24 protein-coding genes are annotated in these 26,980 nt (G+C 50.0%); 18 read left to right on the top strand and 6 right to left on the bottom strand.

From position 1 onward, the window contains the following. The first annotated feature begins 41 nt into the window (after positions 1-41). Entirely contained in the window at positions 42-1,535 is a 1,494-nt protein-coding gene (locus P4D80_RS21135; protein ID WP_421655999.1) for a M16 family metallopeptidase, read from the top strand. A gap of 326 nt (positions 1,536-1,861) precedes the next feature. Here the strand turns inward: P4D80_RS21135 and P4D80_RS21130 are convergent, their stop codons facing one another. Continuing rightward, complete coding sequence (locus P4D80_RS21130; protein ID WP_421655998.1) at positions 1,862-2,017, bottom strand: hypothetical protein; 156 nt, start codon at positions 2,015-2,017, stop codon at positions 1,862-1,864. Between the two features lie 172 nt (positions 2,018-2,189). Here P4D80_RS21130 and P4D80_RS21125 point away from each other — a divergent pair, with 172 nt between their 5' ends. The 6 genes from P4D80_RS21125 (at position 2,190) to P4D80_RS21100 (ending at position 9,681) form a co-directional block, all read left to right on the top strand. Then, positions 2,190-4,274, top strand: coding sequence for a potassium channel family protein (locus tag P4D80_RS21125; RefSeq protein WP_421655997.1), 2,085 nt, complete (start codon positions 2,190-2,192; stop codon positions 4,272-4,274). 23 nt (positions 4,275-4,297) lie between these two features. Further along, positions 4,298-4,906, top strand: coding sequence for a DUF3859 domain-containing protein (locus P4D80_RS21120; protein ID WP_421655996.1), 609 nt, complete (start codon positions 4,298-4,300; stop codon positions 4,904-4,906). A 64-nt stretch (positions 4,907-4,970) separates the two neighbouring features. Further along, a complete protein-coding gene (locus tag P4D80_RS21115; protein ID WP_421655995.1) occupies positions 4,971-6,710 on the top strand; it encodes an asparagine synthase-related protein in 1,740 nt (579 codons plus the stop codon). Next, positions 6,704-7,981 (top strand): decarboxylase, encoded by a 1,278-nt coding sequence (locus P4D80_RS21110; RefSeq protein WP_421655994.1) that lies wholly within the window; start codon positions 6,704-6,706, stop codon positions 7,979-7,981. Before P4D80_RS21115 ends, P4D80_RS21110 begins: the two co-directional genes overlap by 7 nt. Positions 7,982-8,351: 370 nt before the next feature. Continuing rightward, positions 8,352-8,576 (top strand): hypothetical protein, encoded by a 225-nt coding sequence (locus tag P4D80_RS21105; protein ID WP_421655993.1) that lies wholly within the window; start codon positions 8,352-8,354, stop codon positions 8,574-8,576. A gap of 70 nt (positions 8,577-8,646) precedes the next feature. Then, on the top strand, positions 8,647-9,681 hold the full coding sequence (locus P4D80_RS21100; RefSeq protein WP_421655992.1) for a hypothetical protein: 1,035 nt from the start codon (positions 8,647-8,649) through the stop codon (positions 9,679-9,681). Positions 9,682-9,886: 205 nt separating this feature from the next. Here P4D80_RS21100 and P4D80_RS21095 read toward each other — a convergent pair whose 3' ends face one another. Next, the gene (locus tag P4D80_RS21095; protein ID WP_421655991.1) at positions 9,887-10,051 is read right to left on the bottom strand and encodes a Uma2 family endonuclease; all 165 of its coding nucleotides are present in this window, start codon (positions 10,049-10,051) and stop codon (positions 9,887-9,889) included. 109 nt (positions 10,052-10,160) lie between these two features. Beyond that, positions 10,161-12,074: a tRNA uridine-5-carboxymethylaminomethyl(34) synthesis enzyme MnmG gene (gene mnmG / locus P4D80_RS21090; RefSeq protein ID WP_421655990.1), complete on the bottom strand. Its 1,914-nt coding sequence runs from the start codon at positions 12,072-12,074 to the stop codon at positions 10,161-10,163. Positions 12,075-12,271: 197 nt separating this feature from the next. Here mnmG and P4D80_RS21085 point away from each other — a divergent pair, with 197 nt between their 5' ends. Continuing rightward, positions 12,272-12,472 carry a heavy metal transport/detoxification protein gene (locus P4D80_RS21085; RefSeq protein WP_421655989.1) on the top strand — a complete coding sequence of 67 codons (201 nt, stop codon included), beginning with the start codon at positions 12,272-12,274 and terminating at the stop codon, positions 12,470-12,472. Between the two features lie 12 nt (positions 12,473-12,484). Here the strand turns inward: P4D80_RS21085 and P4D80_RS21080 are convergent, their stop codons facing one another. Further along, entirely contained in the window at positions 12,485-13,897 is a 1,413-nt protein-coding gene (locus P4D80_RS21080; protein WP_421655988.1) for a 1-acyl-sn-glycerol-3-phosphate acyltransferase, read from the bottom strand. Between the two features lie 131 nt (positions 13,898-14,028). Here P4D80_RS21080 and P4D80_RS21075 point away from each other — a divergent pair, with 131 nt between their 5' ends. Next, on the top strand, positions 14,029-15,054 hold the full coding sequence (locus P4D80_RS21075; RefSeq protein WP_421655987.1) for a sensor histidine kinase: 1,026 nt from the start codon (positions 14,029-14,031) through the stop codon (positions 15,052-15,054). A gap of 268 nt (positions 15,055-15,322) precedes the next feature. Here the strand turns inward: P4D80_RS21075 and P4D80_RS21070 are convergent, their stop codons facing one another. Both P4D80_RS21070 and P4D80_RS21065 read right to left on the bottom strand, forming a co-directional pair. Beyond that, entirely contained in the window at positions 15,323-15,985 is a 663-nt protein-coding gene (locus P4D80_RS21070) for a hypothetical protein (RefSeq protein WP_421655986.1), read from the bottom strand. A gap of 1,144 nt (positions 15,986-17,129) precedes the next feature. Further along, positions 17,130-17,474: a hypothetical protein gene (locus tag P4D80_RS21065; RefSeq protein ID WP_421655985.1), complete on the bottom strand. Its 345-nt coding sequence runs from the start codon at positions 17,472-17,474 to the stop codon at positions 17,130-17,132. Between the two features lie 174 nt (positions 17,475-17,648). On the opposite strand from P4D80_RS21065, the gene P4D80_RS21060 reads away from it, so the two are divergent. From P4D80_RS21060 to P4D80_RS21020, 9 genes are all read left to right on the top strand, one after another. Beyond that, positions 17,649-18,737 carry a WG repeat-containing protein gene (locus P4D80_RS21060; protein ID WP_421655984.1) on the top strand — a complete coding sequence of 363 codons (1,089 nt, stop codon included), beginning with the start codon at positions 17,649-17,651 and terminating at the stop codon, positions 18,735-18,737. Positions 18,738-19,068: 331 nt separating this feature from the next. Then, positions 19,069-19,332: a hypothetical protein gene (locus P4D80_RS21055; RefSeq protein WP_421655983.1), complete on the top strand. Its 264-nt coding sequence runs from the start codon at positions 19,069-19,071 to the stop codon at positions 19,330-19,332. Beyond that, positions 19,333-19,812: a hypothetical protein gene (locus tag P4D80_RS21050; protein WP_421655982.1), complete on the top strand. Its 480-nt coding sequence runs from the start codon at positions 19,333-19,335 to the stop codon at positions 19,810-19,812. Positions 19,813-20,024: 212 nt separating this feature from the next. Next, positions 20,025-20,600, top strand: a complete 576-nt coding sequence (locus tag P4D80_RS21045; RefSeq protein ID WP_421655981.1) for a helix-turn-helix domain-containing protein — start codon at positions 20,025-20,027, stop codon at positions 20,598-20,600. Continuing rightward, positions 20,597-21,223 carry a transposase gene (locus P4D80_RS21040; RefSeq protein ID WP_421655980.1) on the top strand — a complete coding sequence of 209 codons (627 nt, stop codon included), beginning with the start codon at positions 20,597-20,599 and terminating at the stop codon, positions 21,221-21,223. Before P4D80_RS21045 ends, P4D80_RS21040 begins: the two co-directional genes overlap by 4 nt. Before the next feature lie 70 nt (positions 21,224-21,293). Continuing rightward, a complete protein-coding gene (locus tag P4D80_RS21035; RefSeq protein ID WP_421655979.1) occupies positions 21,294-22,991 on the top strand; it encodes an ATP-binding protein in 1,698 nt (565 codons plus the stop codon). 166 nt (positions 22,992-23,157) lie between these two features. After that, on the top strand, positions 23,158-23,787 hold the full coding sequence (locus tag P4D80_RS21030; protein WP_421655978.1) for a pentapeptide repeat-containing protein: 630 nt from the start codon (positions 23,158-23,160) through the stop codon (positions 23,785-23,787). Next, positions 23,787-25,199, top strand: a complete 1,413-nt coding sequence (gene rlmD / locus P4D80_RS21025) for a 23S rRNA (uracil(1939)-C(5))-methyltransferase RlmD (RefSeq protein ID WP_421655977.1) — start codon at positions 23,787-23,789, stop codon at positions 25,197-25,199. The genes P4D80_RS21030 and rlmD overlap by 1 nt, the downstream gene beginning before the upstream one ends. A gap of 389 nt (positions 25,200-25,588) precedes the next feature. Beyond that, on the top strand, positions 25,589-26,770 hold the full coding sequence (locus P4D80_RS21020; RefSeq protein ID WP_421655976.1) for an RtcB family protein: 1,182 nt from the start codon (positions 25,589-25,591) through the stop codon (positions 26,768-26,770). Positions 26,771-26,980: the final 210 nt, after the last annotated feature.

The raw sequence follows: 26,980 nt of genomic DNA, 5'->3' as shown, positions 1-26,980 counted from the left end.
TGGCTTTAGCTAGAAACAGAGTTGATTGCGAGAGAATGCCGATGCAAGAGCCCAGAAATCAAACCCAGAAAGCGAAAATTTTGGTACTGGTCTTCTGTTTCATCGTGATACCGTTGATTCTGTTTCTTCTGGCAATTCGTCCGGCATTCGCCGACAACATCCCAAAGCACTACACCGATTTAACGTTTCCACCACTACCGGAAGTGAAACTGCCAGAATACACCCGGTTCCAGCTTGGGAATGGAATGGTGGTATACCTAATGGAAGATCACGAATTGCCACTGGTGGGGGGAACGGCTTTAATTCGCACAGGGTCGCGCTTAGAACCAGCAGAGAAGGTTGGTCTGGCTAGCATTATGGGCAGTGTCATGCGAACGGGGGGCACCCAATTTCGTTCTCCAGATGAAGTGAATGAATTTCTGGAGCAACGGGCCGCTTCGATTGAGACTGGAGTTGGAGAGGTTTCGGGTAGTGCCAGTTTCAGTGCTCTGAGCGAAAACTTAGAGGAAGTATTTGATTTATTTGCAGAGATTGTGCGTCAACCAGCGTTTCCGCAAGACAAAATCGATCTGGCAAAAACGCAGGCACGGGGAGGAATTGCCCGACGAAATGATGACCCTAACGGAATTGCCAGTCGCGAGTTTCGTAAGCTGATCTACGGCGATAATAGCCCCTATGCCCGCACGGTTGAATATGCCACCCTCGACAACATCTCCCGGGATGACATCGTTGGTTTTTATCAGCAGTATTATTCTCCTGGAAATGTTCTACTGGGGATTACAGGAGATTTCAACAGCAAAACGATGCGGAAGCTGATTGAAGAAAAGTTTGGCGACTGGAAACCTGGGACAAAAACAAATTCTTCTTTACCATCAGTGACCCAGGCGAAAACAGGGGGCATTTTTCTAGTTAATCAACCACAACTGAGCCAGAGTAGCATTCTGGTCGGGCATCTGGGTGGGTTGGTGAATAGCCCAGACTATCCTGCCCTGTCGGTGATGAATGAAGTGCTGAATGGGTTTGGTGGACGGTTGTTTAACGAGGTGCGATCGCGCCAAGGTTTAGCCTATTCTGTCTATGGCATCTGGAATCCCCGTTATGACTATCCAGGAACTTTCACAGCCGGAGGGCAGACCCGCTCAGATGCGACGGTTTCTTTCGTTAAAAGCATCCTGGCAGAAATTGAACGAATCCGTACTCAGCCAATTTCCAATACCGAATTGAGTTACGCGAAGGATTCTGTCCTTAACTCTTTCATTTTTAACTTTGAAGACCCCAGCCAGACTCTCTCCCGGCTGTTGCGTTACGAATACTTTGGCTACCCTAGTGATTTTCTGTTTCGTTACCGTCGTGGTGTGGAAGCCACCACCATTGCAGATGTACAGCGGGTTGCTAAGACTTATTTACAACCAGAAAAGATCGTTACTTTGGTGGTTGGCAATGAGCGGGACATTAACCCACCACTGAGCACCCTATCACCGAATGCAGAAGTGACCGCAATTGATATTTCAATTCCTCCCCCCAGAAGCAGTTGATTATAGCGATCCTTCTTGAAATTTGAACGGGGTGCAGGGGTTCTACCCCTCATGGGGGCGCAGTCTCCGCCTCCCTTGTTCACAAACAATAGCAGTCCTAAATGATTCGTGAAATGAAAAGGCTTTGTGAAAAGGGATTCCTGCGGAATCCCTTTTCATACGATTTAAATGATGAACCTTGCCCATCACCCCACCGCCTCCTGAAATCCCCTTGCCAAGGGGATTTCAGGAGGGGTCAGATCTGCACTGTTTTCAAATCAAATGGGTATCACAATCCAGATAGGATCGCTACATTTGGGAACGCTATAGGATGCAACCTCTTCCAGTTAAGGAACGTGCTTTGCTTCGTAGTTTTCGATTAAGACGCCAAGAACGTCCATCAGTGTAACTTCAAGCAGCGCCACATCAATCAAGGCCACATCAATCAAGAGAGAATTACATAGGTAGGTGGAATCAAATGTAGGCTGGATTAGCGATAGCATAACCCATACGGGTGTTAGGTTTCGTGCCTCAACCAAATCTACACAGGTCTTATATTTAATTAGTCCCACCTACTTAGACGAGGGAGAATTAGAGACTGTCCTCTGGCGGTTTTAGATTTCGCAGGCATAATGGAGTTGAGGAATTTGCTGCTTAAACGCTCTAAGGCTTTTTATGCAGACACCGGAAACAAAACCTCAATCGGCTACAATTGGACCTGAGACGATATTCAATGCAGATAATTACAAGACTGAACAGTCCCATTTTCTGGTTTGTGGCCTGGGTAGTTTGGGGCAATTCTGTGTAGCAGCACTCAAGGAATTTGGGGTGTCGGTGCATGCAATTACCACTGCCTGCCCTGAAAGCTGGGAAATTACTAATCTACCCGGTTTAGTGGATAGCCTGCTGATGGGTGACTGCCGTCAGCCAGATGTTCTGGAAAGGGCGGGGGTCAAGGATTGCCGGGCCGTTTTGATCGTAACCAACGATGAACGGGTGAATATTGAAGCAGCCTTTGCGGTGAAGCTGCTAAACCCAGAGGTCAGGGTGGTTGTGCGCTCGACCAAACAGAATTTAAATCAATTGCTGGAGCAAGGATTGGGAAATTTTGTAGCATTGGATGCTAGCCAGTTGCCTGCACCCGCATTTGCAATCGCCGCCTTAGGCAGTGAAATTCGTGGCTTGATTCACCTGGACGCTTACATGTTGCTGGTTGTCAAGGTATCGATTGACACCACCCATCGCTGGTGCGATCGCCGCTTCTTGCATGAACTCAACACCCAAACCCGCCGTCTACTCAGCCACATTTCCGCTGGAAGCCCTTTACCTGTGGGATTTTATCAATGGGAGCCGGATGCTCGTGTCCAGGCTGGCGACCAGGTTGCCTACATTGAAGTTGTTGATCGATTTACAGATCTGATATCAGTTCCCTCGGCAGGAACTCCAGTAAAAGCGCGTTCAGAAGCGAAGCCATTCTGGCACAAATTACGCCACTTTTCTAGCTATCACCTGGGGCAGAAGTTGGTGAACTGGTGGCAGGTAACTGCCCAGCAACCTACAAAACGGGTTGCCACTGTGGTTGGTGTGACGATGCTGGTCCTGTGGTTGCTAGGTACCCTCACTTTCAAGTTGACGAATTCCCAAATTAGCCTGCTATCAGCATTTTACACAGCGGGTGTGATGCTGTTAGGTTCCTATGACACCGTGTTTGGTGCCCTTGATCCACAAGATAGTTTCCCCGTTTGGATGCGGATTATGAACCTGACCTATATGTTGGCGGGGACTGCTTCCATTGCGGTTTTGTATGCACTCCTGACAGAAACTCTGCTGGTTGCCAAATTTCAGCTCCCCAAGAAGCGCCCTCCTGTCCCCCTGCAAGGTCACGTGATATTAATTGGACTGGGGCGGTTGGGGCGACGAGTGGCAACCTTTTTGCAGCAAATGCGGCAACCCCTGGTTGGGGTAAGCAACGTTCCCTTGGAATCTACGATTTTGCCCTCAATGCCTCTGGTAGTGGGAGATTTAGCTAATTCCTTGAGCAAGGTCAATCTGGCCACTGCAAGAAGTGTTGTAATTGCAACCGATGACGAGATGGCAAATCTGGAACTTGGCCTAATGGCCCACGCCGCGAACCCTGACTGTGCGTTGGTAATCCGTACTTTTGATCCTCGTTTCAGTGCCAGTATTGATGGCCTGTTGCCCTATGCAAAAGTGCTCTGTGCTTATGACCTGGCAGCCGATGCCTTTGTTGCGACGGTGTTTGGGGAGAATGTTTTAAGTTTGCTGCGGCTGAATGAACAAACTGTTCTTGTCATCGAATACATGATCAAATCAGAAGACATGCTGAATAGACGTTTGCTAGCGGAAGTCGCCTATGGTTACGGGGTGGTTCCCGTCTTGTATCACAGCTTAGCGAAGGGGACGGTGCGATTCATGCCGTCGGATGATATCCGGCTGGAAATGGACGATCGTCTGGTCGTTTTAGCCACCAGTGATGGGTTACAACGGATTGAACGGGGTGAAATGTACCCCCGACGCTGGCAGGTAACAATTAACAAAGCTTCATCCAAGGACTCAATCTTTGATGGGTCAATGGCGATCGCTCGCATCACTGGTTGCAGTATTAATCAGGCGCGGGAAGTGATGAACCAGCTTCCTGCCGTCCTACCCTTCCCTCTCTATAAACACCAGGCCCAACGTCTGGTTCGAGAACTCAGCAAATCGCAGGTGGTTGCACAATTGGTATCGTTGTCAGCGTGAGGCAATCAGCAGATGGAGAACCTATGAACAATCGGCTGACTCAAGAACAATTAGGCAAAATTGTGGGCGAAGTTGAGCGGCTTTCCCAACAGCGCCAGAATGAAGTGGATCGGGAGCAAATGGTGCAAATTCTGCAAGAGCTGAATTTGCCACCGGAGTTAATCGACGAAGCGATGATTCAGGTGCAGCGGCGAGACGCTTTAGCCGTCCAACAGCGCCAAACTCGCAGGCTCATAGTAGGCATTGCAGCCTGTCTAGCTGTTGCTATTGGTGGCATTGCTTTTTGGTCGCAGCAAAATCAGCAGACCCTTGCCCGTGTTGCAGTGCAGCAAGATCGGATTACCCTGACACAGGATGATGGGAGCAATCTGACGACGGTTTCTCGCCCGGCAGAAGTGGTTTACCGGGTAACGCTGAAGGATGCCCCGGTTGGCAAGAAACTCGATCTTTCCTGTGACTGGATTGGGCTGGGAGACCAAGTGTTGAAACAAAATCGCTACCAGACGAAAGAAATTACAACACCCGTCTGGAATACGCAATGCAGAAACACGATCGCCGCCAATGCCCCCTGCCGGAACCTGGAAGGTGCGAATGTTTCTGGGCGATCGCCCACTCAGCGATGCCAGTTTTGAGGTGAAGTAGCGATTTGAGACGAAGGAATTGGAGCCAATTGTTGAGTGTGGATCTGTTTAGATCGTGAAGGTTGTTCACAACGGCTTAACCGAGTCATCGGTTACTGGGGCAGGGGGCAACGGTCTTCGTTGGAAAAAACGATTGAGTCATGCGGTGATTGCAGCAGAAGAAACCCAATCTCTTCACCGGAAATGCTCTGCACCCCAAAATCCTGATAGCGCCTTGTGGGGAATAGCTTATTGGGGGCAAACAGCGGGAAATGGACCCTATTTTGATTCTTGGATTAAGGTGGACGAACAGACTTTGACCATGGGACGAGACTCCTTTGGACGTGTGCCGCTCTACTGGGTGCAAGTTCAGCAGGTAGTCTGGTTTGCAAGTCATTTCAGCCTGTTACTGCCGATCGCGAATGCAATTGAAATCAGCATCCCTGCACTTTACGGTTACAGTTGCTTCTCCTATGTGCCGACGCCGCTGACTCCTATTGCTGGGATTTTTGCGATTCCGACAGGAGGTGAGCAGACCTGGACATTCCGTAACGGAGCGATCGCCGCGCCACACTGGCAGCGATCGCTGGAGTGGCAAGAATCGCCACTGCCGCTTCAGGATGAACCAACGGCCATTAATCAACTGCAAACCCTGCTGAAAGACGCCATCCAACGCCAGATTGCTGACCTGAATCCGGGATCCCGTCGGTGTCTTTCTTTCCGGTGGGCTAGACTCTTCCATTGTGGCGGCTTTGCTGGTGCAATTTGGAGTGAAGGTTCGTGCTTACACACTGGATTTTGGCAGTGCAGGAATTTCAGAGCATTCTTACGCACAGGCGATCGCCGACTTTCTCAAAATTCCCCTGGTGCGGGTAGAGGTAACTCCCCGCCAAATTCGGCAAGCACTGATTCCCACTGCTCAGGCGTTAGACCTGCCCTTTGGGGATGGAGTGACCGTTCCCCTCTCTTCCTCCTGGGACAGGTTGCCAGTCAGGAGGTGAAAGTCATTTTCAATGGGGAAGGAGGCGACCAGTTGTTTGCAGGTTGGACCAATAAACCCCTGATTGCCGCCAGCATTTACCAGACGGAACACCCATCTGAACAGGATTTTACGCAACAATATTTGCGCACCTTCCATCGCCTCTGGGGTTACGAGAGCCAGATCTTTCAGCCAGAGGTCTATGCTCAGATCCAACAATGGTATCCCCAGGAATGGCTCAAAGACGCGCTCGATCCCGCCTTCAGCCGTTCTCTGCTACACCGCCTGCGTCGCGCTAATTTGATGCTCAAAGGGGCCCAGAATATTCATCCCCGTGCTACCCGGTTGGGATTGGCTCACAGGTTGGAGGTGCGATCGCCCTTTTGCGATCTTTCCCTGGCGCAATGGGCATTTCAAGTACCTAGTGAGTTTTACCTGCGAGGCTCCTGCGAAAAGTACATTCTGAAGCGAGCCGTTGAACCCTGGCTGCCACCGGAAACTGTCTGGCGACCCAAACGGGGAATGGGAGTCCCCTTAACCTTCTGGTGTTTTGATGGGTTATGGCATGAAGTGGGGCGCTGGCTCAACCCGCAGCACTTACAGCAGGAAGGTATCTGGCAACCCACTCTGGCAACTCGGATTGTTCTAGGTGAATTGGGTACCATTCAGGGTCGTCGCATTGGTGAAAGTCTCTGGTTGCTGCTGATGTGGCAGGTTTGGCGCAGGGCTGTTTTAAGGGAACCTGTTCCCCGCCTGTCCTGGCATCCTCTCTTCTCCCTTCCTCCCTGGCTTGGACGACTATACCTTCGATTCCACAGGAGCATTGAGTCATGGTAACCCCTCCTTCACAGCAGACCCGGAGCAGTTCCCTGTCTTTATGGCTGCCACCCTTTCCTCTATCGCTTGCCCAGGAACTGCTTTCCACCTATGGCTCACCGCTCTATGTATATCAGAGCGATCGCCTGCGTCAAACCATTCACCAAATCACCCGCGCCATCCCCTACCCCCATACCCAATTCCAGTTCGCCACAGTCACCAATGGCAATCTTGCCCTTCTTCGTATTTTTCGGGAAGCCGGTTGGGGGCTGCACGCCAACACCCCCGGCGATGCTTACCTGGGACTTCATGCAGGCTTTCATCCCAACCAGATTGTTTACAGCGGCAGCAACCTGAGTCGCTCTGACATGGAACAACTCCTCCATTGGAACATTACCACCTTCAATCTGGATAGCTTATCTCAGTTACAGCTTTTTTGTGAGGCGTATGAGGAGATGAGAGGGAAGAAGGAAGAAGAAAGACAGGAGTCAAAAGTCAGAAGCCGGGAGGCAGAAGGCAGGGGCCGGAATGGGGAATGGATAGTAGGAAATAGGCAGGTGAAAACTCAGAACTCAAAACTCATCCACTCGTCCACCCCTCCACCCCTCCACCCCACGCCTTCCCTTGGTCTTCGCCTCAATGACCCCACTCTTACAGGTGACAGCCGCATTGGGGTGCGCCCAGAGGAATTTTCTGAAGCGATCGCGATTGCCCATCAAGCCGGACTTAAACTCACCGGACTGCATTTCTATCGGGGGACGGGAACCAATGCGACGAAAGCATTTACTCAAGTGATTGAGCGGGTATTGGCGATCGCCCAAACCCTACCTGATTGGGAATACCTGGACTTTGGGGGCGGCTTTGGTTATCCCTACCATCGAGGTGGAGTCGCTTTCAATTGGGAAGAATTTGGAGCTGAATTGAGCAATTATCTGAATCGGCTAAAGCGTCCCATCCGATTGGTGATTGAGCCGGGGCGGGCGGCGATCGCAGGGTGTGCCGTGCTGCTGACTCAAGTGGTTTCGGTGAAATGGCAGAACGAAAAGCAAATTGTTGGCACCGATACCACCGTTGCCAATCTTTCGGTTCCCTCAGTGCATGGCGGTTATCGTGAGATTGTGACGTGGCAAGAGGCAGAAGCCTCTAACCCCGATTCCCTGTTTCCCACCGATGTCTCTGGCAATACGACCTACTCTCTCGCGATTATTTGGGCAAAAACTGCCAGCTACCTGCGTTGCAGATGGGAGATATCCTTGCCATTCTGGATGTGGGTGCCTATGGGTACGCAATGACTTCCCATTTTTTACACCGCCTCCGACCGGCTGAAGTGTTGCTCGAAAACAATAGTCATCGTCTGATTCGCAAACGAGAAGACTACAGTGTTTTACTGAGTAATCAGGTACTTTAGAAAGTGATTATATATAGCGGTAGTCATTATGGTTAGGACCGGGTGCAGGGGTTCCACCCCTGGCTGGGGGCGAAGCCCCCACTCCCTCTCTAGTTCCAATGTTCTAATGCAGCCGTGTAGAGCTGTATCTGAGACATAATACCAAATCCGATTGCCCCGTCATTGCGTCACACAAGGGGCAAATGGCGGTTTGCCTGTACAAATTATTCAAACGAATTTTCTGTCAAGAAATACACACAGTTAAAGGGGACAGTATGAAATGCATCCAGTGTGGAGAAGATAACAAACTCAAAGATCGGAAAGATAACTATGGTCGATGCAAAAACTGTCAGCACCCTTTTGTGTTTGAACCTACCGAGGGAAATGACAATATTACTGATCCGATGTTTGCCAGGGCGATCGCCGATCTTTCTGCAAACGGTACCCTCTTTTCACCCCAAAACAGTTTTTCTATTTCATCGACAATCGCCTCAAAATAGGCGTAGTAATAGTATATCATTACCAGTTCTTTTCTTTTTATTTATTGTTTGTAATTTGGCTCTTATAGTTGTGGTATTTGATAAAATAGGCCACTCAAACCTTGTACTTCCATTTGCATTAATTCTGGGCTTAATTCTGAACGATCTGCCTTTTATTGTATATCTCTATTCCAACAGCCAATCGAGTAGGGGAAACCACCGTAGCCGCAGACAGGCGGCCAGAGGGTTGCAGGTCATTGGTGGTATCACATTAGTAGCAGGCAGTTTTGCTAGTTTTATTAGTTTTATTAACTCTCTGCCTCTAGGGGTAACTGCGGCCGGGGTAACTGCGGCCCTGTTGGGCATCCTGGCGATTGTTTTGGGAAGACTGCAATTGTCAAAACAATCCTGGCTTGCCCAAACATTCTTAACCACACAAGACCGCTTTTACTACTGGGTGATCCGCTGGCAGCAGATTAATGGCTCAATTGAAAAAATGCTATCTCCTCCCCAGCAGGACAGTCCTCCAGCCCCAGTAAATTCTGAAATAACGGCTTACAGTTTTGATCGGTTAGTAGTTTGCGATCGCCCAGAAATTGCCCAACTCCTGATTGCTAACAATTTTCATTTTGAAAATAACTGCGCCATTCTCAGCATTACTGGCTATCCCCCCACTATTTTCAACACAGCCATGGAGATGCTGCGGCGCAATCCAGATTTGAAAGTCTATGCACTACATGACTGTACAGCCCAGGGAATTGGGTTGATGCATCAATTGCGATCTAACCCCGATTGGTTTCCTGACCGAAATATCGCCGTTATTGACGTGGGCCTATCCCCTCGTCAGGTTCTCTCAACGCCAGGATTATTTGTGCAAAATTCAGTGAGGGCTGCCAATGCTGCAAAACAGATGCCCCCGGAGGTGCGTCAATTGTTGTCACCGGATGAAGTCGCCTGGTTAGAAGCTGGAAATTTTGTGGAACTGGAATCGTTTACACCTCAACGCTTAATTCATGTTCTGAATCGAGGTATCGCCGGAAGCCGTGAGTTAGGAGACAGTAACGATGGGAGCATCATTTTCCTGGGTGATTCCGGTGGCTATTACGCATCGGATAGTTTTGGGTGATGAGTAGGGAGTAGGAGATAGGGAATTAGGGAAAATTTAACCATCCCTCAAGTTCACCCGATGGCTTGCAGATTCAATACGAATCCAGATAACACGTCTTCATCGGAAAGACTAACTGGATCTGGCAAAATTTCGACTTCTTTGCCAGGGCGATAGATTTCTACTTTCCGGGCTTTTCGAGCCTGGCAACCAGTCGAGTTTGACCCTATACAACACCGGGCGATTGCCTGGCTCCATTGGGTAGCTCGAAACAGATGGAGGAATCAAAAACTTCACCCAGGTTTGCTTGCTCATTCCACACAACAAAGCGAGTGGTGAGTTTGGCATTGTAGATTCCCGTATTTCCTCCAGTTGGAGCTACAGTAATCAATTCCCCTTTGAATTTTGTTCAAATTTGATCTCTGGATTTGCTCGACAAACTTCAAGAAACTGTTCATCAGGTAGCCGCAAAATTGGATTCAGTCTGACGACAACGGATGTCATACCACCAACTTGGAGTTTCGACGAGCCTGGACTTCTAAATAAATCAATAATGCATTGATATCTGCCGGGTTGACGCCACCAATCCGGGAAGCCTGCCCAACGGTAAGCGGACGAACTTTTGCCAGCTTTTCGCGGGCTTCTTTGGAAAGGGTTTCAATCGAGTGATAGTCCAGATCGGGTGGAAGCTTGCGGTGTTCTTGGCGGGCAATCTGGTCAATCTGGCTCTGTTGACGTTGAATGTAGCCGGAATATTTGATATCGATTTCGGCTCCTTCCTTCTCGGCGCGATCGAGTTCCAGATTCCCCAACCCAAACCGCTCTAAGTCTGCATAGTGGAAGCCGGGTTTGCGCAACAGGTCGGCCAGGGTAATAGAGCCTTTGATGGCCTGTTGAGTGTAGGCGGCAATTTTCTGACCCAGTTCATCATGTTCTTTGACGCGGGTTTCGTGCAGACGCTCTTTTTCAGCCGCAATCTGAGCCTGTTTGTGAACAAACAAATTCCAGCGGCGATCGCCAATCAGCCCGATTTCCCGCCCCAGCGGAGTCAGGCGTTGATCGGCGTTATCCGATCGCAACAGCAAGCGGTACTCTGAACGGGAGGTTAGCATCCGATATGGTTCCCGCAGATCTTTGGTACACAGATCGTCAATCAGCGTCCCGATATAACTTTGCTCCCGCGGGAAGGTGATCATTTCTTGCCCCCGGACGAATCGGGCTGCATTCACCCCGGCTACCAACCCCTGGGCAGCCGCTTCTTCGTAACCCGTTGTGCCATTGATTTGCCCAGCGCAGAACAGTCCCTCAATTTTTTTCGTCATCAGGGTGGGGTAGCACTGGGTGGCTGGGAGGTAGTCGTATTCCACGGCATAGGCCGGACGCAGCATGATGCAGTTTTCCAGACCAGGGAGCGATCGCAACATTTGCAATTGAACCGGCTCTGGCAATCCCGTTGAAAAGCCCTGGACATAAATTTCCGGAATGTCTCGCCCTTCCGGTTCCAGAAAAATCTGGTGGCTTTCCTTATCGGCAAAGCGGACAATTTTGTCTTCAATGCTGGGGCAATAGCGTGGACCTTTGGCATCGACCCACCCCCCATAAACCGGAGACAGATGCAGATTCTCGCGGATGATGCGGTGAGTTTCTGGGGTAGTACGGGTGATGTGGCAGTCCATGGATTCCCGCTCCACCCAAACATCCGGGTCAAAGCTAAACCAGCGGATTTCGGGATCGCTGGGTTGGGGTTCCAGGATGGAAAAGTTGATAGAGCGGCGATCGACGCGGGCAGGGGTTCCCGTTTTCAACCGTCCCGTTTCAAAACCGAAGCGATTCAATGTTTCAGTTAATCCTTCTGCTGCAAATTCCCCAGCCCGACCCGCCGCCATGGACTTGTTGCCCACCCAAATGCGCCCTCCCAGGAATGTTCCAGTCGTGAGAATGACCGCTTTACATTGAAAGGCAACGCCGAAATAGGTTTGGACTCCTATCACCTCGTCGTTTTTGCCCAGAACCAGATCGGTCACCATGCCCTCCCGAACGGTCAGGTTTTCCTGGTTCTCGACAATGGTTTTCATGACAGCAGCATACTCGCGCTTGTCAGTTTGCGCCCGTAATGCCCATACTGCCGGACCTCTGGAGGCATTAAGGATGCGTTTTTGGAGATAGGTGCGGTCTGCCATTTTGCCAATTTCGCCACCCAGGGCATCGACCTCGTGTACCAGTTGCGACTTGGCCGGACCGCCGACTGCCGGGTTACAGGGTTGCCAGGCGATCTTGTCCAGGTTGAGCGTTAACAGGATCGTGCGACAACCCAGCCGCGCTGTTGCCAGAGCCGCTTCGCAACCGGAGTGACCGGCTCCCACAACCACAACGTCAAACGCATCCAAAAAGTCAACGGGTGAATCCAGGGTCATAGTCAGCACAAAAGGGGAATCTCCACCTAAATTTTAACGGTTGCAGATCCTGCCCCACTTTCTACAGTCCCACTTAGTGCAGTTGGAGGAGTAATGGGGTGGATGGGTGGATGGGACACAAAAATCTATCTAGAGCGTAAGGAAGAATTCGGGCAAGCCCCCCAACATGAAAGGGTGTGCAAATCGATGGAGGAAATATGGCACTGAAACTGAACGTTCCCACTTTGAATAGCCCGGAGGCAGCTCAGACCATCCGGGAAACGATTCTTACGGCTGAACCGGATGCCCAGGTGGACATTGATGTGGATACCAAAGCTGTGACGGTGGAGGTGAAGGCGTCGGAAGAGACGTTCAAACAACTGATTGAGGCAGCCGAGCACCGGATTGCTTCACGATAACGCCACTGGGGTTCACTCACTGGTTGCCATGGTTTCCAGGGCGGTTTGTAGCTCCTGGGTGAGGTCGGCGATCGCCTGCTTCGCCCCCTTTCGGCTCTCTTTGTAGGCATCCCAGCGTTTTGAGACGGAGATGGGCTGTCCCACTGTTAATAGTGCCTGCTGCGCTCCCAACTTGGGTCGGTTAAAGGGACTTTTGCCTTTGATGCGGGCAAACATGTCCCACATCAGTAGTGTGGTTTCGGCAAAGCGTTCTGCTGTCGGTTTTTCCAGCACATACTTACCCGTCACCGCAACAAAGCTCTCCACAATTCGCATATGCCAGGCTCGCAGGTCGGCCTCTTCCGCTACCCGATCTGCCAGCCCCCTCTCCAGAACCGAAAGGGTTTCAATATTTTTTAGATCCTCCCGATAAATGTAGTCCCAGGCGGCCTGCTCCAGACGACGGCAGCGGTCAATTACGCTCCCTTTCGGTTGCACATAGAAAAATTGTTCTGCAACTTTAAGTGCCGCATCCAGCAATACACTCAACCGATTGGCAAACTCTTCATTCGAAATGGGCACGTAAGGCTCGCTGGTTTTGCGGGATTTCAATTTAGCGGTCGTTGAGGCAGGTAATTCCTGATGATAAAAGCGGGTGTAATAGTCTTCCATTATGTTCAGAAGATGTTCTCCCAATCGATACAGCCGTTTGTAACGGAAGGAATCGATGGCTTCCCCCTCGGTAGGTTTCATAGCAGCTAACCCGGCATCGGCTTCCAGTTCAGTCAATAAGTCATCAATAGCAGCCCAGGGGGGTGTGATGTAGCGGTAACAGATGCCGAGAGGCACAATCATGACTTCTTCGGACCGTCCCGCTTTCTGTAAATCTTCTACACACCAGAAACCGAGCTGGCTAATGCCGGGCTCTAAGGGACTGACAATTTCTGAATGCCCGTTGATGGCCCCTTCTGGAGCCGCTGCCATGGGAAAGGGGCCATTCGCAAACAGGTCGCGGGCAGAACGCAAACCCTGAAGATCAATTTTGCCACGATGGATGGGAGTACCACCCAACCTGGCATAAAGCCAACCCATGAATTTTCCTGCCCAAAGAGGAATACCGCGATCGTAGAGGCAATGGGCATGAATTGGAGGTTTCAGTCTTACTCCCTGTTCTCTGGCTACCCTGGGCACCAATCGGTAGAGTAAATGCCCCAGGCAAAGGGGGTCATCGGCACTAGGGTGGCGAAAGGCAATTAAAAAACGAATCTTATCCATCTGAAACTGATGGTAAAGGTTCACTAAAACTTCAACATTCTTCGCTTCGATATGTCTGATAGCCGTTCGGTACCGAATAATCAGTGGCAATAGAATTTGTAAAGTTCGTAGAACTTTTATATCCAGTTTCGGTGGGATAAATTCCAGGGGGGGTTGGGCATGCTGAATCATACGGGTTAAGGGAATTCTCCTGAGTGGATTATCCTGGTTATATTCTGACAACCTAAAAAACTGGGTGCTTGACTGGATCAATCAACTTTTCCTAACTCTGAACAAGTTTGTATTTGGCTCTACTACGACCAATGTCTAATTCATACTTCTTAAAGTTAGTTCATGGTTTGGCTGATTCTCAAGTTGAAACTTTGAGTGAAACCATTGATTGGGTAAAACAACTGGAACAGTCTAACGCCAAGTTACAGCAGAAAGTTGATTTACAGTCCCAGGAATTAGCACGGTATCATCAACGAATTAATGCACTATTGAATGAGTCGCACCGGATGCAATGCTATTTAATGCAGATGGAGAAAATGGCATTGCTGGGACAAATGATATCTGGGATCTCTCACGAAATTAATAACCCGATTAGTTTTATTTACAGCAATTTGCCTTATGTTGAAGAGCATGTGAAAGATTTACTGAAGGTTTTACACACCTATCAATCTAGCTACCCAATAAAAACAGAAGCGGTTCAAGCAGTGTTGCAAGAGGTAGAACTCGACTTTGTGTTAGAAGATTTGCCACGGATTGTGGATTCGATGAAGTTGGGTGCCGATCGCATTCTAGAACTTGTTTTGACGTTGCGAAACTTTTACCGTGTCGATGAGCCAGAAATGAAACTGGCTGACCTGCACGAAGGAATTAACAACACTCTACTGCTTTTGCAGCATCGGTATAAACAAGAGATTGAAATCATTAGGGAATTTGGTAATATCCCACTGATTGAATGCCATATCAATCAGCTGAATCAGGTGTTCATGAATCTATTAAGTAATGCCATTGATGCATTACTAGAACAATCAGTAAAGGATTCCAGTCATGGAGACGATGAGACAATCGTCAAGAAAATTCTGATTAAAACAGAAAAATTGGGTAGCGATCGCATCGCGGTTAGTATTACGGACAATGGTCCCGGCATTCCACTAGAGATTCAGGAACGGTTGTTTGAACCCTTCTTCACGACGAAGCCGATGGGAGTCGGCACTGGTTTAGGGCTATCAATTTCCCATCAGATTGTGACCGAGCATCATCATGGGCAAATCTTCTGTTGCTCAGCACCAGGGGGAGGAACCACGTTTATGGTGGAGTTACCCATAAAACAAGGTGAATAATATGGCTGTCACCAGGCTACTCAGGACACTGGGTTTAAGGTTCGCCCTTACTCACAGGAATGAATCGCTATTCAGTCGAATAAATTATTCAAGTGGATTTCACGGGAGCCAATAGCGAATTGTCGCAAACGATGCTGCCGTTGCTAAGACTGCCAGCGTCCGAACGTGGTTCCAGTTTGTCCACTGGGTCAGGTGTTTAGTCCACAGGCTGGCATTTTCAGGACTGGTTGGTTTGACAGTTGCCAGTACATTGCCTTATCCATGCTTCTTAGAATTGTGACATGCCTCGAAATTGAGTAGCACTACCCGGAGCATTGGCACTGCAAGATGTAGAGGTAATTCGCGCATCAAACACATCAATCCGGCAGTTCCCGCGGGTATTGATCACCCGCAGGTTATTGGCAGAAGAAGCAAAACTATCTATCCGACCTTCGATAACAAAGGTGTTGGGGTTGCTGGGGTTTGTGTTGCGAATCCGCCTGATTGTACCCAGATATTGAACCTGCGTCCTAGTTCCCGGTGGGACAAATACCCTCAGGTTAAAGCGATTCCGATTGAAGCTGAGCGATGCATCAGCTCGCCGTCCCCGTCCAAAAACGCCACCACTGGCATTGCCGCGCCCCTGAAAATTGCCTTGACTGGGTGGAGAAACAACTGGAGGTGGAACATTCCCCCCACCCAACGTCACTGACAAAACAAAGCCATCGATGGTGTTAACTCGACAGGTTGCGGTTTGCCCTGTCCGGGTATTCCGCATGAATAAATTTCTCACTCCGTTTTCAGGATCGATGGGACCCGCGCCTATAACCGTAATATCCCGGGTTGCCACAACCATTTCTTCTGCCGTTCTTTGAATACAGGCATTTCTAGCCTTAGCGGGAACAGGTTGGGCGATCGCAGGATAGGCAAGCATGAGCGCTGCTACCGTCATCACACCATTCCTGAAAATTGTTCTTAAATGTGTCACGGTATCAAACTCCTTCACCAGTTAACATTGCTGACACCGAGTAAACAGTTAACATTGCTGACACCGAGTAAAGTTGGAAATCAATCTCAGATATGAGACTTTCTCAGCAACAAAACTCGAAAAGACAGGGAAAACAGCTTCTCAGCAATCGTAAAGCTAATTTCCCTTGGACTACCACCCCAAAATATAGCCATAAACACCGGGCTTAGGACGGAGTGCAGGAGTTCCACCCTGGCTGGAGGCGAAGGCCTCCTTAAAACCAATGTCCTAAGCAACCTGGTGACAGCTGTAGAACCAATATTCCAGGGATTTGTTTGAAATGAAAGCGTAAATTGCACTACTCTTTCACCAGCAAATCAGAAGGATCGCCAGGGCAAACTGACTGACAGAAGTTAGAATACATTTTTGTTGCCAAAGAAAATGATAATTTTTACCTTCTGTTTAGATTGTGCTCACGCGACAACTCAGGGTGTATACCGATTTAAGTACGATCGCTCCTCACATCACCTGGAGGAAGTGTGGGCTCGCCCATCCCTTTGAGGTCCCTTTTCAGTAACATTGGAGTCTTCTTAACGCCCTTTGGGCTTTCACAGTGTTTGCCTGCTGTTTGAAAAGTTCGGCTGCTTTTTCAAAATCGGAGATCGCCCCTGAAAATCTGCTCTGTTAACCTTATCCAACCCCGTCTGAGAAAATTGTTAGCACCCGGTTGCAGGGAAGAAAAGGAAATCCCAACTCCTAAAAGAACTGCGATCGCCCCAGCGGGTAGAAGCAATCGCTGGATCTTTCTACGATAGGGTGCCCCTTGAGTCAGGAGTCGTTCTTCACTGGTTATTATTCAGATCGCCAGAAACTTTTTGATTGAAAGTTTGAATCCAGTGATTTGAGGTTTGAGCCAAGCGATTGAATGTCTGAGTAAAAGCCTGTGGAACTTGCAATCATCGAGTTGGTTGGCTCAAACACTTCTGAATTGGTTCAGTATCTTCGTCTCTGAGTCCCAGTATAGCGGTAGTCATTGTGGTTAGGACGGGGTGCAGGGGTGGAACCCTTGGCTGGGGGCGAAGCCCCCACTCCCTCTCTAATTCCAATGTCCTAACGCACCTGCGTAGAGCTATACATGTTGGAAATACTTCAAATCATTTTGAATTTGCTTAGTCAGTTTCGGTTCATGCCGAAAGGCTTCCATCAGTGCTTGTTGATAGCGATTCAGTTTCTCCTCAAATTCCTGATAAGGTTTTAGCACCTCAACCCGGATGATGTCTGCTTCTTCGGGAGACAGGTTTAGCTGCTTCCGTTTTTCTTCCCACCCCATCAAGACCAGGTTTGATAGTTGACCATTCCTCTCCTGTGCCCGTCGCTCTACCTCCTTACGGTATTCCAATTCAGGATCCCCGATTGGTGCTTTTGCCAGCACACTGCGGTAACCTTCCCTAACCGCATAAATTTCTGGTTTCATCGCAGGAAAGCCAGTATCACACACAACACCCTTCAAGACGAATCTTTCACCTATCAGGGGATGACAAAACTTCCTGACAAAATTACTCTCTGTTACATATAAGGCTTCCTTTGCCAATTGCATCGAAAACCCCAGAGACAATAGAAAACAGCACTCCTCACCACTTCAATTACCATGCCATTCCATCAAAAAACCAGGAGCCTGCTGCTCCTGATAGGTTTCAGTTCACTTGCGCTCATTGCTGGCATCCAGATAGGGCAGGGAAGACAGGTTAGACTGACAGGAGCCGTTCCTCCTGCGCAAACCTCTCCTGTGCCATCCAGCGATATTGCTCAAACTCAAACCAATGGGATTCCTCCCCAATTTGACAGTGCTTCAGACTTTTCTGAGGGGTTAGCGCTGGTCGGGTTTGAAGGTACTTATGGTTTCATTAATCGGGATGGCAAGGTTGTGGTAAAGCCGGATTTAGAAATCAGTGGCATGTCATCGTTTTCTGAAGGGCTGGCGGTCATCCGGTTTAGTGGGATTCATGGGTTCATTGACCAGAAAGGACAATTGTTTGCCAGCCCCTACGATGAGGTTTCACGGTTTTCAAACGGTTTAGCAGCTGTGCGCAAGGGGCGTCAATATGGCTATGTGGATAAGTCAGGTAAGGTGGTAATTCAACCACAGTTTGCACTGGCAACGGCATTTTCTGAAGGGCTGGCCGCAGTGAAACTGAATGACAAATATGGCTATGTCGATCGCACCGGGAAACTGGTCATCCCTCCCCAATTTGATGACTCCTGGGAATTTACAGAGGGAATGGCCGTCATCCGACAGAACAAGAAGTGGGGCTATCTGGGCAAAAGTAAACGGGTTGAAATTCCTTCCCAGTTTGATGGTGCATTTTCGTTTTCTGGTTCCCTGGCACGGGTGCGGATGGGTGACCAATGGGGTTATGTGAATCGCAAAGGGGCGATCGCCATTCCACTCCAGTTCAGCTTTGCCTCCGACTTTTCCCAGGGACTTGCTGCCGTACAAATCGGGGAGAAATGGAACTATATCAATCAATTGGGTCAGCCGATGTTCAATCGCCAATTCGATTTTGCCAATAAATTCTCAGAAGGACTGGCCGCCGTAAAGGTAAATGGGAAATGGGGCTACATCAACCAATCTGGCTACCTCACCATCCCAGCGATTTTTGACAATGCCGGACCATTCTCCGAAGGCATGGCCAGAGTTCAGGTGGGGGACAAATGGGGATATATCGGCAAGAGGTAAGTCGGAGGGAAAGGAGTGGATAGGGAAGGAGTTGTTAGTTGTTAGAAGGGATTAAAAATGTGATGAGGTATTGGAGTGATGGGGTGATAGGGTGAGGTTTCTTGACTCCATCACCCACCCACCCCTTTATCCATTCACCCTCCTACCCATCTCCTCCTTCCATTCCTTCCCTCCTGCGTTCTATTGGCGGAACATTGGGGAACTCTGCAATCAGTGATCCTCCCCCAGTTTCCACTGACAGCTCGTTTCAAATGCATAAACCACTCTTTAGGCCCTGGCCCCTTAAAGAGTTTGGCTAACTCAACTGAAAAACTCTGTAATTGAGACTCCCATGTACAACCTGACAAGCTTCACCCTTAGCGATATGACCGAGTGTGGAGCGGCGCTTCGCAAAATTGGTACAGGAGCAGTGACGATGGAAGCTGTTGCCAATCGGATCATTCGCTACCTCTACGAAAATTTCATCGATCCAGAAACGGGCCGCCAATCCCTTGCACTGGTGCGTTTGTTTAAGACCCACCTCTACGAAGATTTGGAACCGGAGTTGCGATCGCTCGTGCAACAATCGCTGGGCGGTGAGCCTCACTCCCGTTAGATGAAATGCCTGACGCTGCTGGCCACTGCTGGGGATCACCCGGACTGGAACAATCGGTACCGCTCTCGTGGGCACCAGGCCATTCCCCTCATTAGTAAAGAATTGGTAGCCCAATTCCCGATGATTTCCCAGTTTATTCGTCAGTTAGGGTTGGAGATTAGTACGGTTGTGCAACCCGACCCCGATCTGGTGATTGACTTAGAACAAAAAACGTTTAATGTGTTTCATGTTCCCGAAGCGCAGGGCAGCCCATTTGTACCCGCCCAGGCTGGGTTTGTGATTCCCTATGGGGTGCGATCAGTGCTGGGGTTTGGTGGCCTATTACCTTCTGGCAATCTGCTAGCCATCATCATGTTTTCCAAAACGCCCATCTCGCGGGACACCGCAGATATGTTCAAAACGCTGGCTCTGAACGCCAAGATGGCTCTGCTACCGTTTGAAGGAACGGCCGTTTTTGAAGGGCTGCGAGTGAACCTGTAGCTACTCAGCTTTCAGCGCTAATCCTCAACACCCTTAAAGCATCCCCTAGTGGTCTGTCAAGACTGTTTTGATGGGTTGAAAACCCTCAAAACACCTGAGAATTGGGTTTTGTAGATTTGAGTTATCCCTCAAATCTATCCTGACGGACTACTAGTACCGCGCGGCGGAAATGGGCATATCCTGAAGGAGTCGGTGTTGGAGGATTGAGTCTGATGCCTGGTCCTGCCCTTCCCGCCCTGATTGTGAGTGAATCCGAGCGTCGCGAACTAGAGCAGTTGGTGAAGCGACCGAGTACACCCCAACAACTGGCATTGCGAGCGCAGATCATTCTGCGTGCCAGCCAGGGAGACAGCCAAGGTCAGATTGCTCGAGAGCTCGGCATCGGGGAGCAGATGAGTCGCTGTTGGCGGCGCTGCTGGCAAGCGCTACAGACCTGTGAGTTGCCAGTGTCGGAGCGCTTAGCCGATGCCCCCCGTCCCGGTGCCCCCGCCACGTTTACCTTGGAGCAAATCACTCAACTCTATGCCCTCGCATGTGCTCCGCCCGAGCACTCTGGACGCCCCATCAGTCACTGGACCCCTCCAGAGTTAGCCGATGAACTGGTCAAACAAGGCCTTGTGGCGCGGATCAGTGGTCGCCCTGTCGGGCGTTTGTTAGCCGAAGCCGAACTGAAACCGCACCAGAGTCCCTACTGGCTTCATCCCCCGACCCGGACTTTGCCACCAAAGTCCAAGACATCTGCCAGGTCTACGAACAAGTGGCTGCGCGGGCCGAACGTGGGGAGATGACCTACAGTCTTGATGAAATGACGGGCATCCAAGCCTTGGAGCGCGTGATGCCGGATATTGAGATGAAACCCGGACGCTGTGTGCGGGTGGAATTTGAGTACCAGCGTCATGGCACCCAAAGCCTGATTGCCACCTTGAATGTCGCCACTGGACGCATTGACCAGGCGACTGTGGGCGACACCCGAACCGAGCAAGATTTAGCGGCTCATCTCGACGCCCTACTCGCCCAAGTCACCGATGCCCCTAAAATTCATCTGGTCATGGACTGTCTCAACACCCACCAATCGGTAGCTCTGGTGCCACTGGCGGTCGCCCTGGAACCCGAACCACCGCCGTTAGGGCGCAAAGGCAAATCCGGCATCCTGAAATCGATGGCCACCCGGGCTGCTTTCTTGAGCAATCCACAGCACCGCCTGGTCATACATTTCACCCCAAAGCATTGCTCCTGGCTCAACCCAATCGAAATCTGGTTCTCCATTCTCAGGCGCAAGTTGCTGCGACGGACCAGTTTCACTAGTCAAGCTCAGCTCAGAGCCAAGATTCTTGACTTCATCGACTACTTCAATCGCACCATGGCCAAACCTTTCAAGTGGAACTATACGGGCAAGCCTCTGACCTCATGATAGCTATGTGTTGTTATGCCGCTGGGTACTAGCCCCTAGCCCCTAATCCCTCACCCCTGTCACCTGCTATATGAAAGGGAATGATACCAACCAGGAAGTTGCTCAACTACGAGAGCAGATTGCAGCCCTGGAACAATTGCTGGAGGTTTACGAGCGGGAAACCCTGGATAAATCAGCCAGGCTGGAACAGGCATTGGCGGATGTCAGGCAACATGCCCATCAACTTTCATTGTCAGAAGCTCGCTATCGACAACTGGCTCAACGTAAAGAACTGCTCAACCGTCTGGTGGTTCAGGTGCGGCAGTCGCTTGATCTGGAAACTATCCTTGCAACTGCCGTGACTGAAATCCGGCAGCAGTTGCAGATTGATGCCTGTATTTTCTGGTGGTACTCTCCCGTGTTGACCAATTTTCAGGCAGTCTGCGAATCTCATACTGCTGCAATTACTCAGAACTTGCAGCAGCGCTATCCCATGAACGGTGATGCTGATTCGGCTAATCAGGCTTTTTTGAAGGAATTGCCTCCCAATACCCTGCCCTACCCAGAAGCCAGCTTTTTGAAGTCAGTCTATGAGGAGTATGCCCAGTTAATGCTGCCTGTGCAGACTCGCAGCAAACAGCTGGGAGTGATCCATTGTTTGCACCGGGAGAAAACGCGGGAGTGGGAAGCAGAGGAAGTGGAATTGCTGCAAGCTGTGGCAAATCAGTTGGCGATCGCCCTTGATCAGGCAGAACTGTATGAACAAAGCTGTGCCGCCACCGCTCAGGCCCAGGCGCAGGCGCAAGAACTGGAAAAAGCATTGCAGGAAATTCAGCGCACACCGCAACTGATTCAGACTGAAAAAATGGCAAGTCTGGGCCAACTGGTGGCAGGGGTTGCCCATGAAATTAATAATCCCGTTAACTTCATCCACGGCAACCTTCTCTACGCCAGTCGCTATGTCGAAGATTTACTAGATCTGCTCCAGCTTTATCAGACAGAGTATCCAACGCCAACCCCTACCATCCAGAAAAGAACTGCTTTGATCGAAGTAGACTTTATTGCTGAAGATCTGCCCAAGCTATTTGCTTCGATGCGTTTAGGGGCTGAACGCATCCGCGAAATTGTGCGATTGCTGCGCACCTTCTCCCGACTGGATGAAGCTGCCATTAAAGCCGTCGATATCCATGAGGGGATCGATTCCACCCTGATGATTTTGCAGAACCGCCTCAAACCCCAAACTGACCGACCAGGGATTCAAGTCATCAAGGAATATGGTGAGTTACCCCTTGTGCAATGCTACGCAGGGCAACTGAATCAGGTTTTCATGAATATTTTGGCAAATGCGATAGACGCCCTCGAAGAACAGTTTCGCTTCACAGGCAGTGCGTTAACAGCACTGGAAGGATTGAGTCTGGGTGCAGAAGAACCCTCCACCCCTGCCAAAACCCTAACCCGGATGCCATTCGATCAACCAACTATCAGAATCCATACCGAGGTTAAAAGCAACGAAATCCTTCCCAATTCTGACTCCTGGCTTCTGGCTCCTGCTTACGTCGTCATTCACATCATCGACAATGGACCAGGAATGAGCCCAGCCATTCAGCAACGGTTATTTGATCCGTTCTTTACAACCAAACCTGTAGGCAAAGGAACAGGTTTGGGAATGTCAATCAGTTACCACATCGTGACAGAAACTCATAAAGGGCGCTTGCAGTGCATTTCAGCACCTGGTCAGGGCACCGAATTTGTGATTGAAATTCCTGTTCACCAGAGTAACGCTTCTTAAGTTGTTAGCTGTTAAGTAGGTGGCCATAATTATATTGTCAAGGGGGGAGTGGGGGCTCTGCGCCCCCAGGCAGAAGGTTTCACCCCCTCCACCCCCGAAATTATCCTTAATTGCGCCTAGCTACTTAGCTATTAGAGAAAGTAAGGGGTGATGGAGTGACCGCGTGATGGGCTATCCACTCATCCACCCTCCCACCCCATTACGCTCCTACTCCATTTCCCCAGGTGTTAAACTTAAAATTCCAGATAAGGTTTTTGTTATGGCGATCGCAGAGCATCTGGCGCTCCTAAAGCAGGGGGTTGACTGCTGGAACGATTGGCGACGTCACAACCCCCATTTTGTGATCGACCTCAGTGAGGTGGACCTCAGTACTGTCAACCTGGCAGGAGTTGACTTTCATGCCGTTAACCTAGATGGTGCCGATCTGAGCTACACCAATCTCAGCCATGCCGATTTAAGCGGGGCAAACCTGCACGTTGCCAACTTGGGGCGAGCCAATTTGAGTCGAGCCAATCTCAGCCGGGCTGTTCTTTACATCGCTAATTTGGAAAAAGCCGACTTGCATCTGGCTGATCTCTGCCATGCTGATCTGAGTTGGGCTGGACTGATTGAGGCAAACTTGCGACAGGCGAACCTGCACGAAGCCAATTTGCATGGGGCTAATTTGAAAGCTGCCAGGCTCAGTGGGGCGATTCTTACAAAAGTGAATCTGACCCAGGCCAATATGGATCATACCGATTTGCTAGGGGCAAATTTAAAGGGGGCAATTCTGTCAGATGGGAGTGTGCATTCGTAGTGACTAGTTCCGAGCTAAATTCCAAAATTCAGCATTCAAAATCTGACGCCCTCTGGCAGCAGGGGCAACTGGTGGAAGTGGAGATTGCTGACCTGAGCGACAGCGGTGATGGGGTGGGGCGTTTTGGTGATCGGGTCGTGTTTGTGCCGGATACAGTAACGGGCGATCGCGCCCTGGTGCGGCTGGTACGGGTTAGGCCCCAGTATGCCCACGGCAAACTTCAGGAACTGCTGAAACCGTCTCCCCATCGCATTCGTCCCCGTTGCATCGTGGCAGATAAGTGTGGGGGCTGTCAGTGGCAGCATGTGGACTATGCCTATCAACTTGTAGCCAAGCAAAACATTGTGGTTCAAGCTCTGGAGCGAATTGGAGGGTTCACCCACCCCCCAGTTCAGCCCATTTTAGGAGTGGGTAAACCGTTGGGCTACCGCAATAAAGCAACCTATCCGCTGCGGCGATCTCCAACAGGGCAGGTGCAGGCCGGTTACTATCAGAAAGGTAGTCACCAGATTGTGAATTTGAATCAATGCCCGATTCAGGACTCACGGCTCAATCCTCTACTGGCAGAAGTAAAACAGGATATTCAGGAGCGGGGATGGGGCATCTATGACGAGAAAAACCATCGCAGCAAACTGCGCCATTTGAGCTTGCGTATCGGTCGTCGTACAGGGGAAATTTTGCTGACGCTGGTTTCTAAAGATGGCAATCTGGCTGGTTTAGAAGATCAGGCTCAAACCTGGCTCCATCGCTACCCAGAGTTGGTAGGGGTGTTGTTGAACATTAACCCCGATCGCACTAACGCGATTTTTGGAGCAGACACCCGCTGCATTGCCGGTCAACCTTACCTTACAGAAGAACTGGCCGGATTGAAATTTCAAATCCGACCGGACACCTTCTTTCAAGTCAATACGGAGCAAGCAGAAGCCTTATTAAAACTGATTTTAGAGCGGCTACAGCTACAGGGGGATGAAGTTCTAGTTGATGCCTACTGTGGCATTGGAACACTGACTTTACCACTGGCAAAACGAGTAAAGCGGGCGATCGGACTGGAAGTACAGGCAGAGGCGATCGAACAAGCCTGGCAAAATGCAACCCTCAATCAGATCGAGAACGTTGACTTTCAAACAGGGGCAGTTGAAGCAACCCTGCCTCACTTAAACCTTCAGCCCCACATTGTACTGCTTGACCCACCCCGTCGAGGCTGCGATCCAGCCGTTATCACTGCACTACAAACCCTACGACCTGATCACATCGTCTACGTCAGTTGCAACCCCGCCACCCTCGCCCGCGACCTCAAACTGTTGACCCAATCCAGGCGATACGCCCTTCAGCAAGTCCAGCCCGCCGACTTTTTCCCCCAGACTGCCCATATGGAATGTGTCGCTTTCCTACAACGGTTTTCAAATCAGTAAACTCCAACCTCTGGATTTGATTGTGAGGTATAGGATGTAGTGATGCAAATAAGTAGATAGCCATAATGGTGTTACTGAAAAGCAGTATGAATCGAAACGAAGTTTCGAGCATACAGCAATCTATTTCATACCCAAATTCAGCAACGCTGCCATAATTAACTGTAGGAAGAGGGATTGGGGGCTGCGCCCTTAGGTAGGAGGTTTCACCCCCTCTACTCCCGGAATCACCTTTAATTTAATTGCGTCTAGCTACTTAAGGTATAGCTGTCACCAAGTTGCTTAGGACATTAGTTTTAAGAGAGTGCGGGAGCTTCGCCACCACCACCCCTTGTTCACAAATAGTTTGTGAACACTCTAACAACCAACAACTAACAACTTTTCTTAAAACGATGCCTTACAAGCTGCTAGATTTATCAACTCCTGCTCCAGTCTTATCCTGGGCAGGCCATGAATTGGGACAGGATGAAGCTCGCATGGCGCGTAATGTGGCTTCCCTCCCCTTCGTGTTTAAGCATGTTTCATTGATGCCCGATGTTCACCTTGGCAAAGGAGCCCTGGTTGGTAGTGTCATTGCTACTAGGGACGCCATTATTCCCGCTGCGGTTGGGGTAGATATTGGTTGCGGCATGTGCGCTGTCAAAACTCCCTATACGGCAACTCAGCTTGAGGGCAAGTTAAAGCCAATTCGACTGGACCTTGAAGCGGCTATTCCAGTTGGCTTCAACGAAAATAAAGAAATCGATAAAGCGGTTTCCAACTGGCAGGGTTGGCGACAGTTTAAGGAATTGCATCCTCGCGTAAAGGACCTTGAATCGAAGGCTATGCGGCAGATGGGTTCTCTCGGTGGCGGCAACCACTTCATCGAAGTGTGTCTGGATGAGGAAGAAAACGTTTGGTTGATGTTGCACTCCGGTTCCCGCCACATTGGTAATGCTCTGGCGCAGCGTCATATCGAAACCGCAAAAGAGTTGGCGAAGATAGCCGGAGCGAAACTTCCTGATCCTGATTTGGCCCATTTCGTTCAAGGCACTCCAGAGTTTGAGTCGTACTGGCGAGATCTTCAGTGGGCACAGGGGTATGCCTTCTTTAACCGAGTGGTGATGATGAACCGCTTTAAGCGAGTGGTGGAAAAGCATCTGGCTGGTGGCAAGCCCATGAAGCCCTTGCTGGAAGTGAACTGTCACCACAACTATGCCGAGCGGGAACGCCATTTCGGTGAGGATGTGTATGTAACCCGCAAAGGGGCTGTGCGTGCCCGCGAAACCGATTACGGAATTATTCCCGGTAGTATGGGAACCAGGTCATTCATTGTCAAGGGTAAGGGAAATGTAGATAGCTATTGCTCTTGCTCTCACGGTGCGGGGCGCCTGATGTCTCGCAATAAGGCGAAGGAACACTTCAGCCTGGATGACTTGATCCAACAGACGCAGGGGGTCGAGTGTCGGAAAGATCGGGGCGTACTGGATGAAATTCCGGGGGCGTACAAGCCGATTGAACAGGTGATGGCAAACCAGGCAGATTTGGTTGAAGTGGTGGCAACTCTGAAGCAGGTGGTTTGTATTAAGGGTTAATGTTCAGCCATTAGCGGTGCCTTCTAAAGGTTCATGAGGAGAGAACAATTCAAACAGGTTAAACTAGCCACTATGAACTATAGCAGTCCTGAATGATTCGTGAAATGAAAGGGCTTGGTGAAAGGGGATTCCTGCAAAATCCCTCTTAACAATCCAGATAGGATCGCTATATATGCAGCGCCACGAATGAAAATGGGCGATTAGCTGTTG

It is taken from the genome of Leptothermofonsia sp. ETS-13, assembly GCF_049200465.1.
Taxonomy (GTDB): domain Bacteria; phylum Cyanobacteriota; class Cyanobacteriia; order Leptolyngbyales; family Leptolyngbyaceae; genus Leptothermofonsia.
Note: the sequence above shows the minus strand (reverse complement) of the source record. Positions and strands in the feature narration are given on the sequence as shown.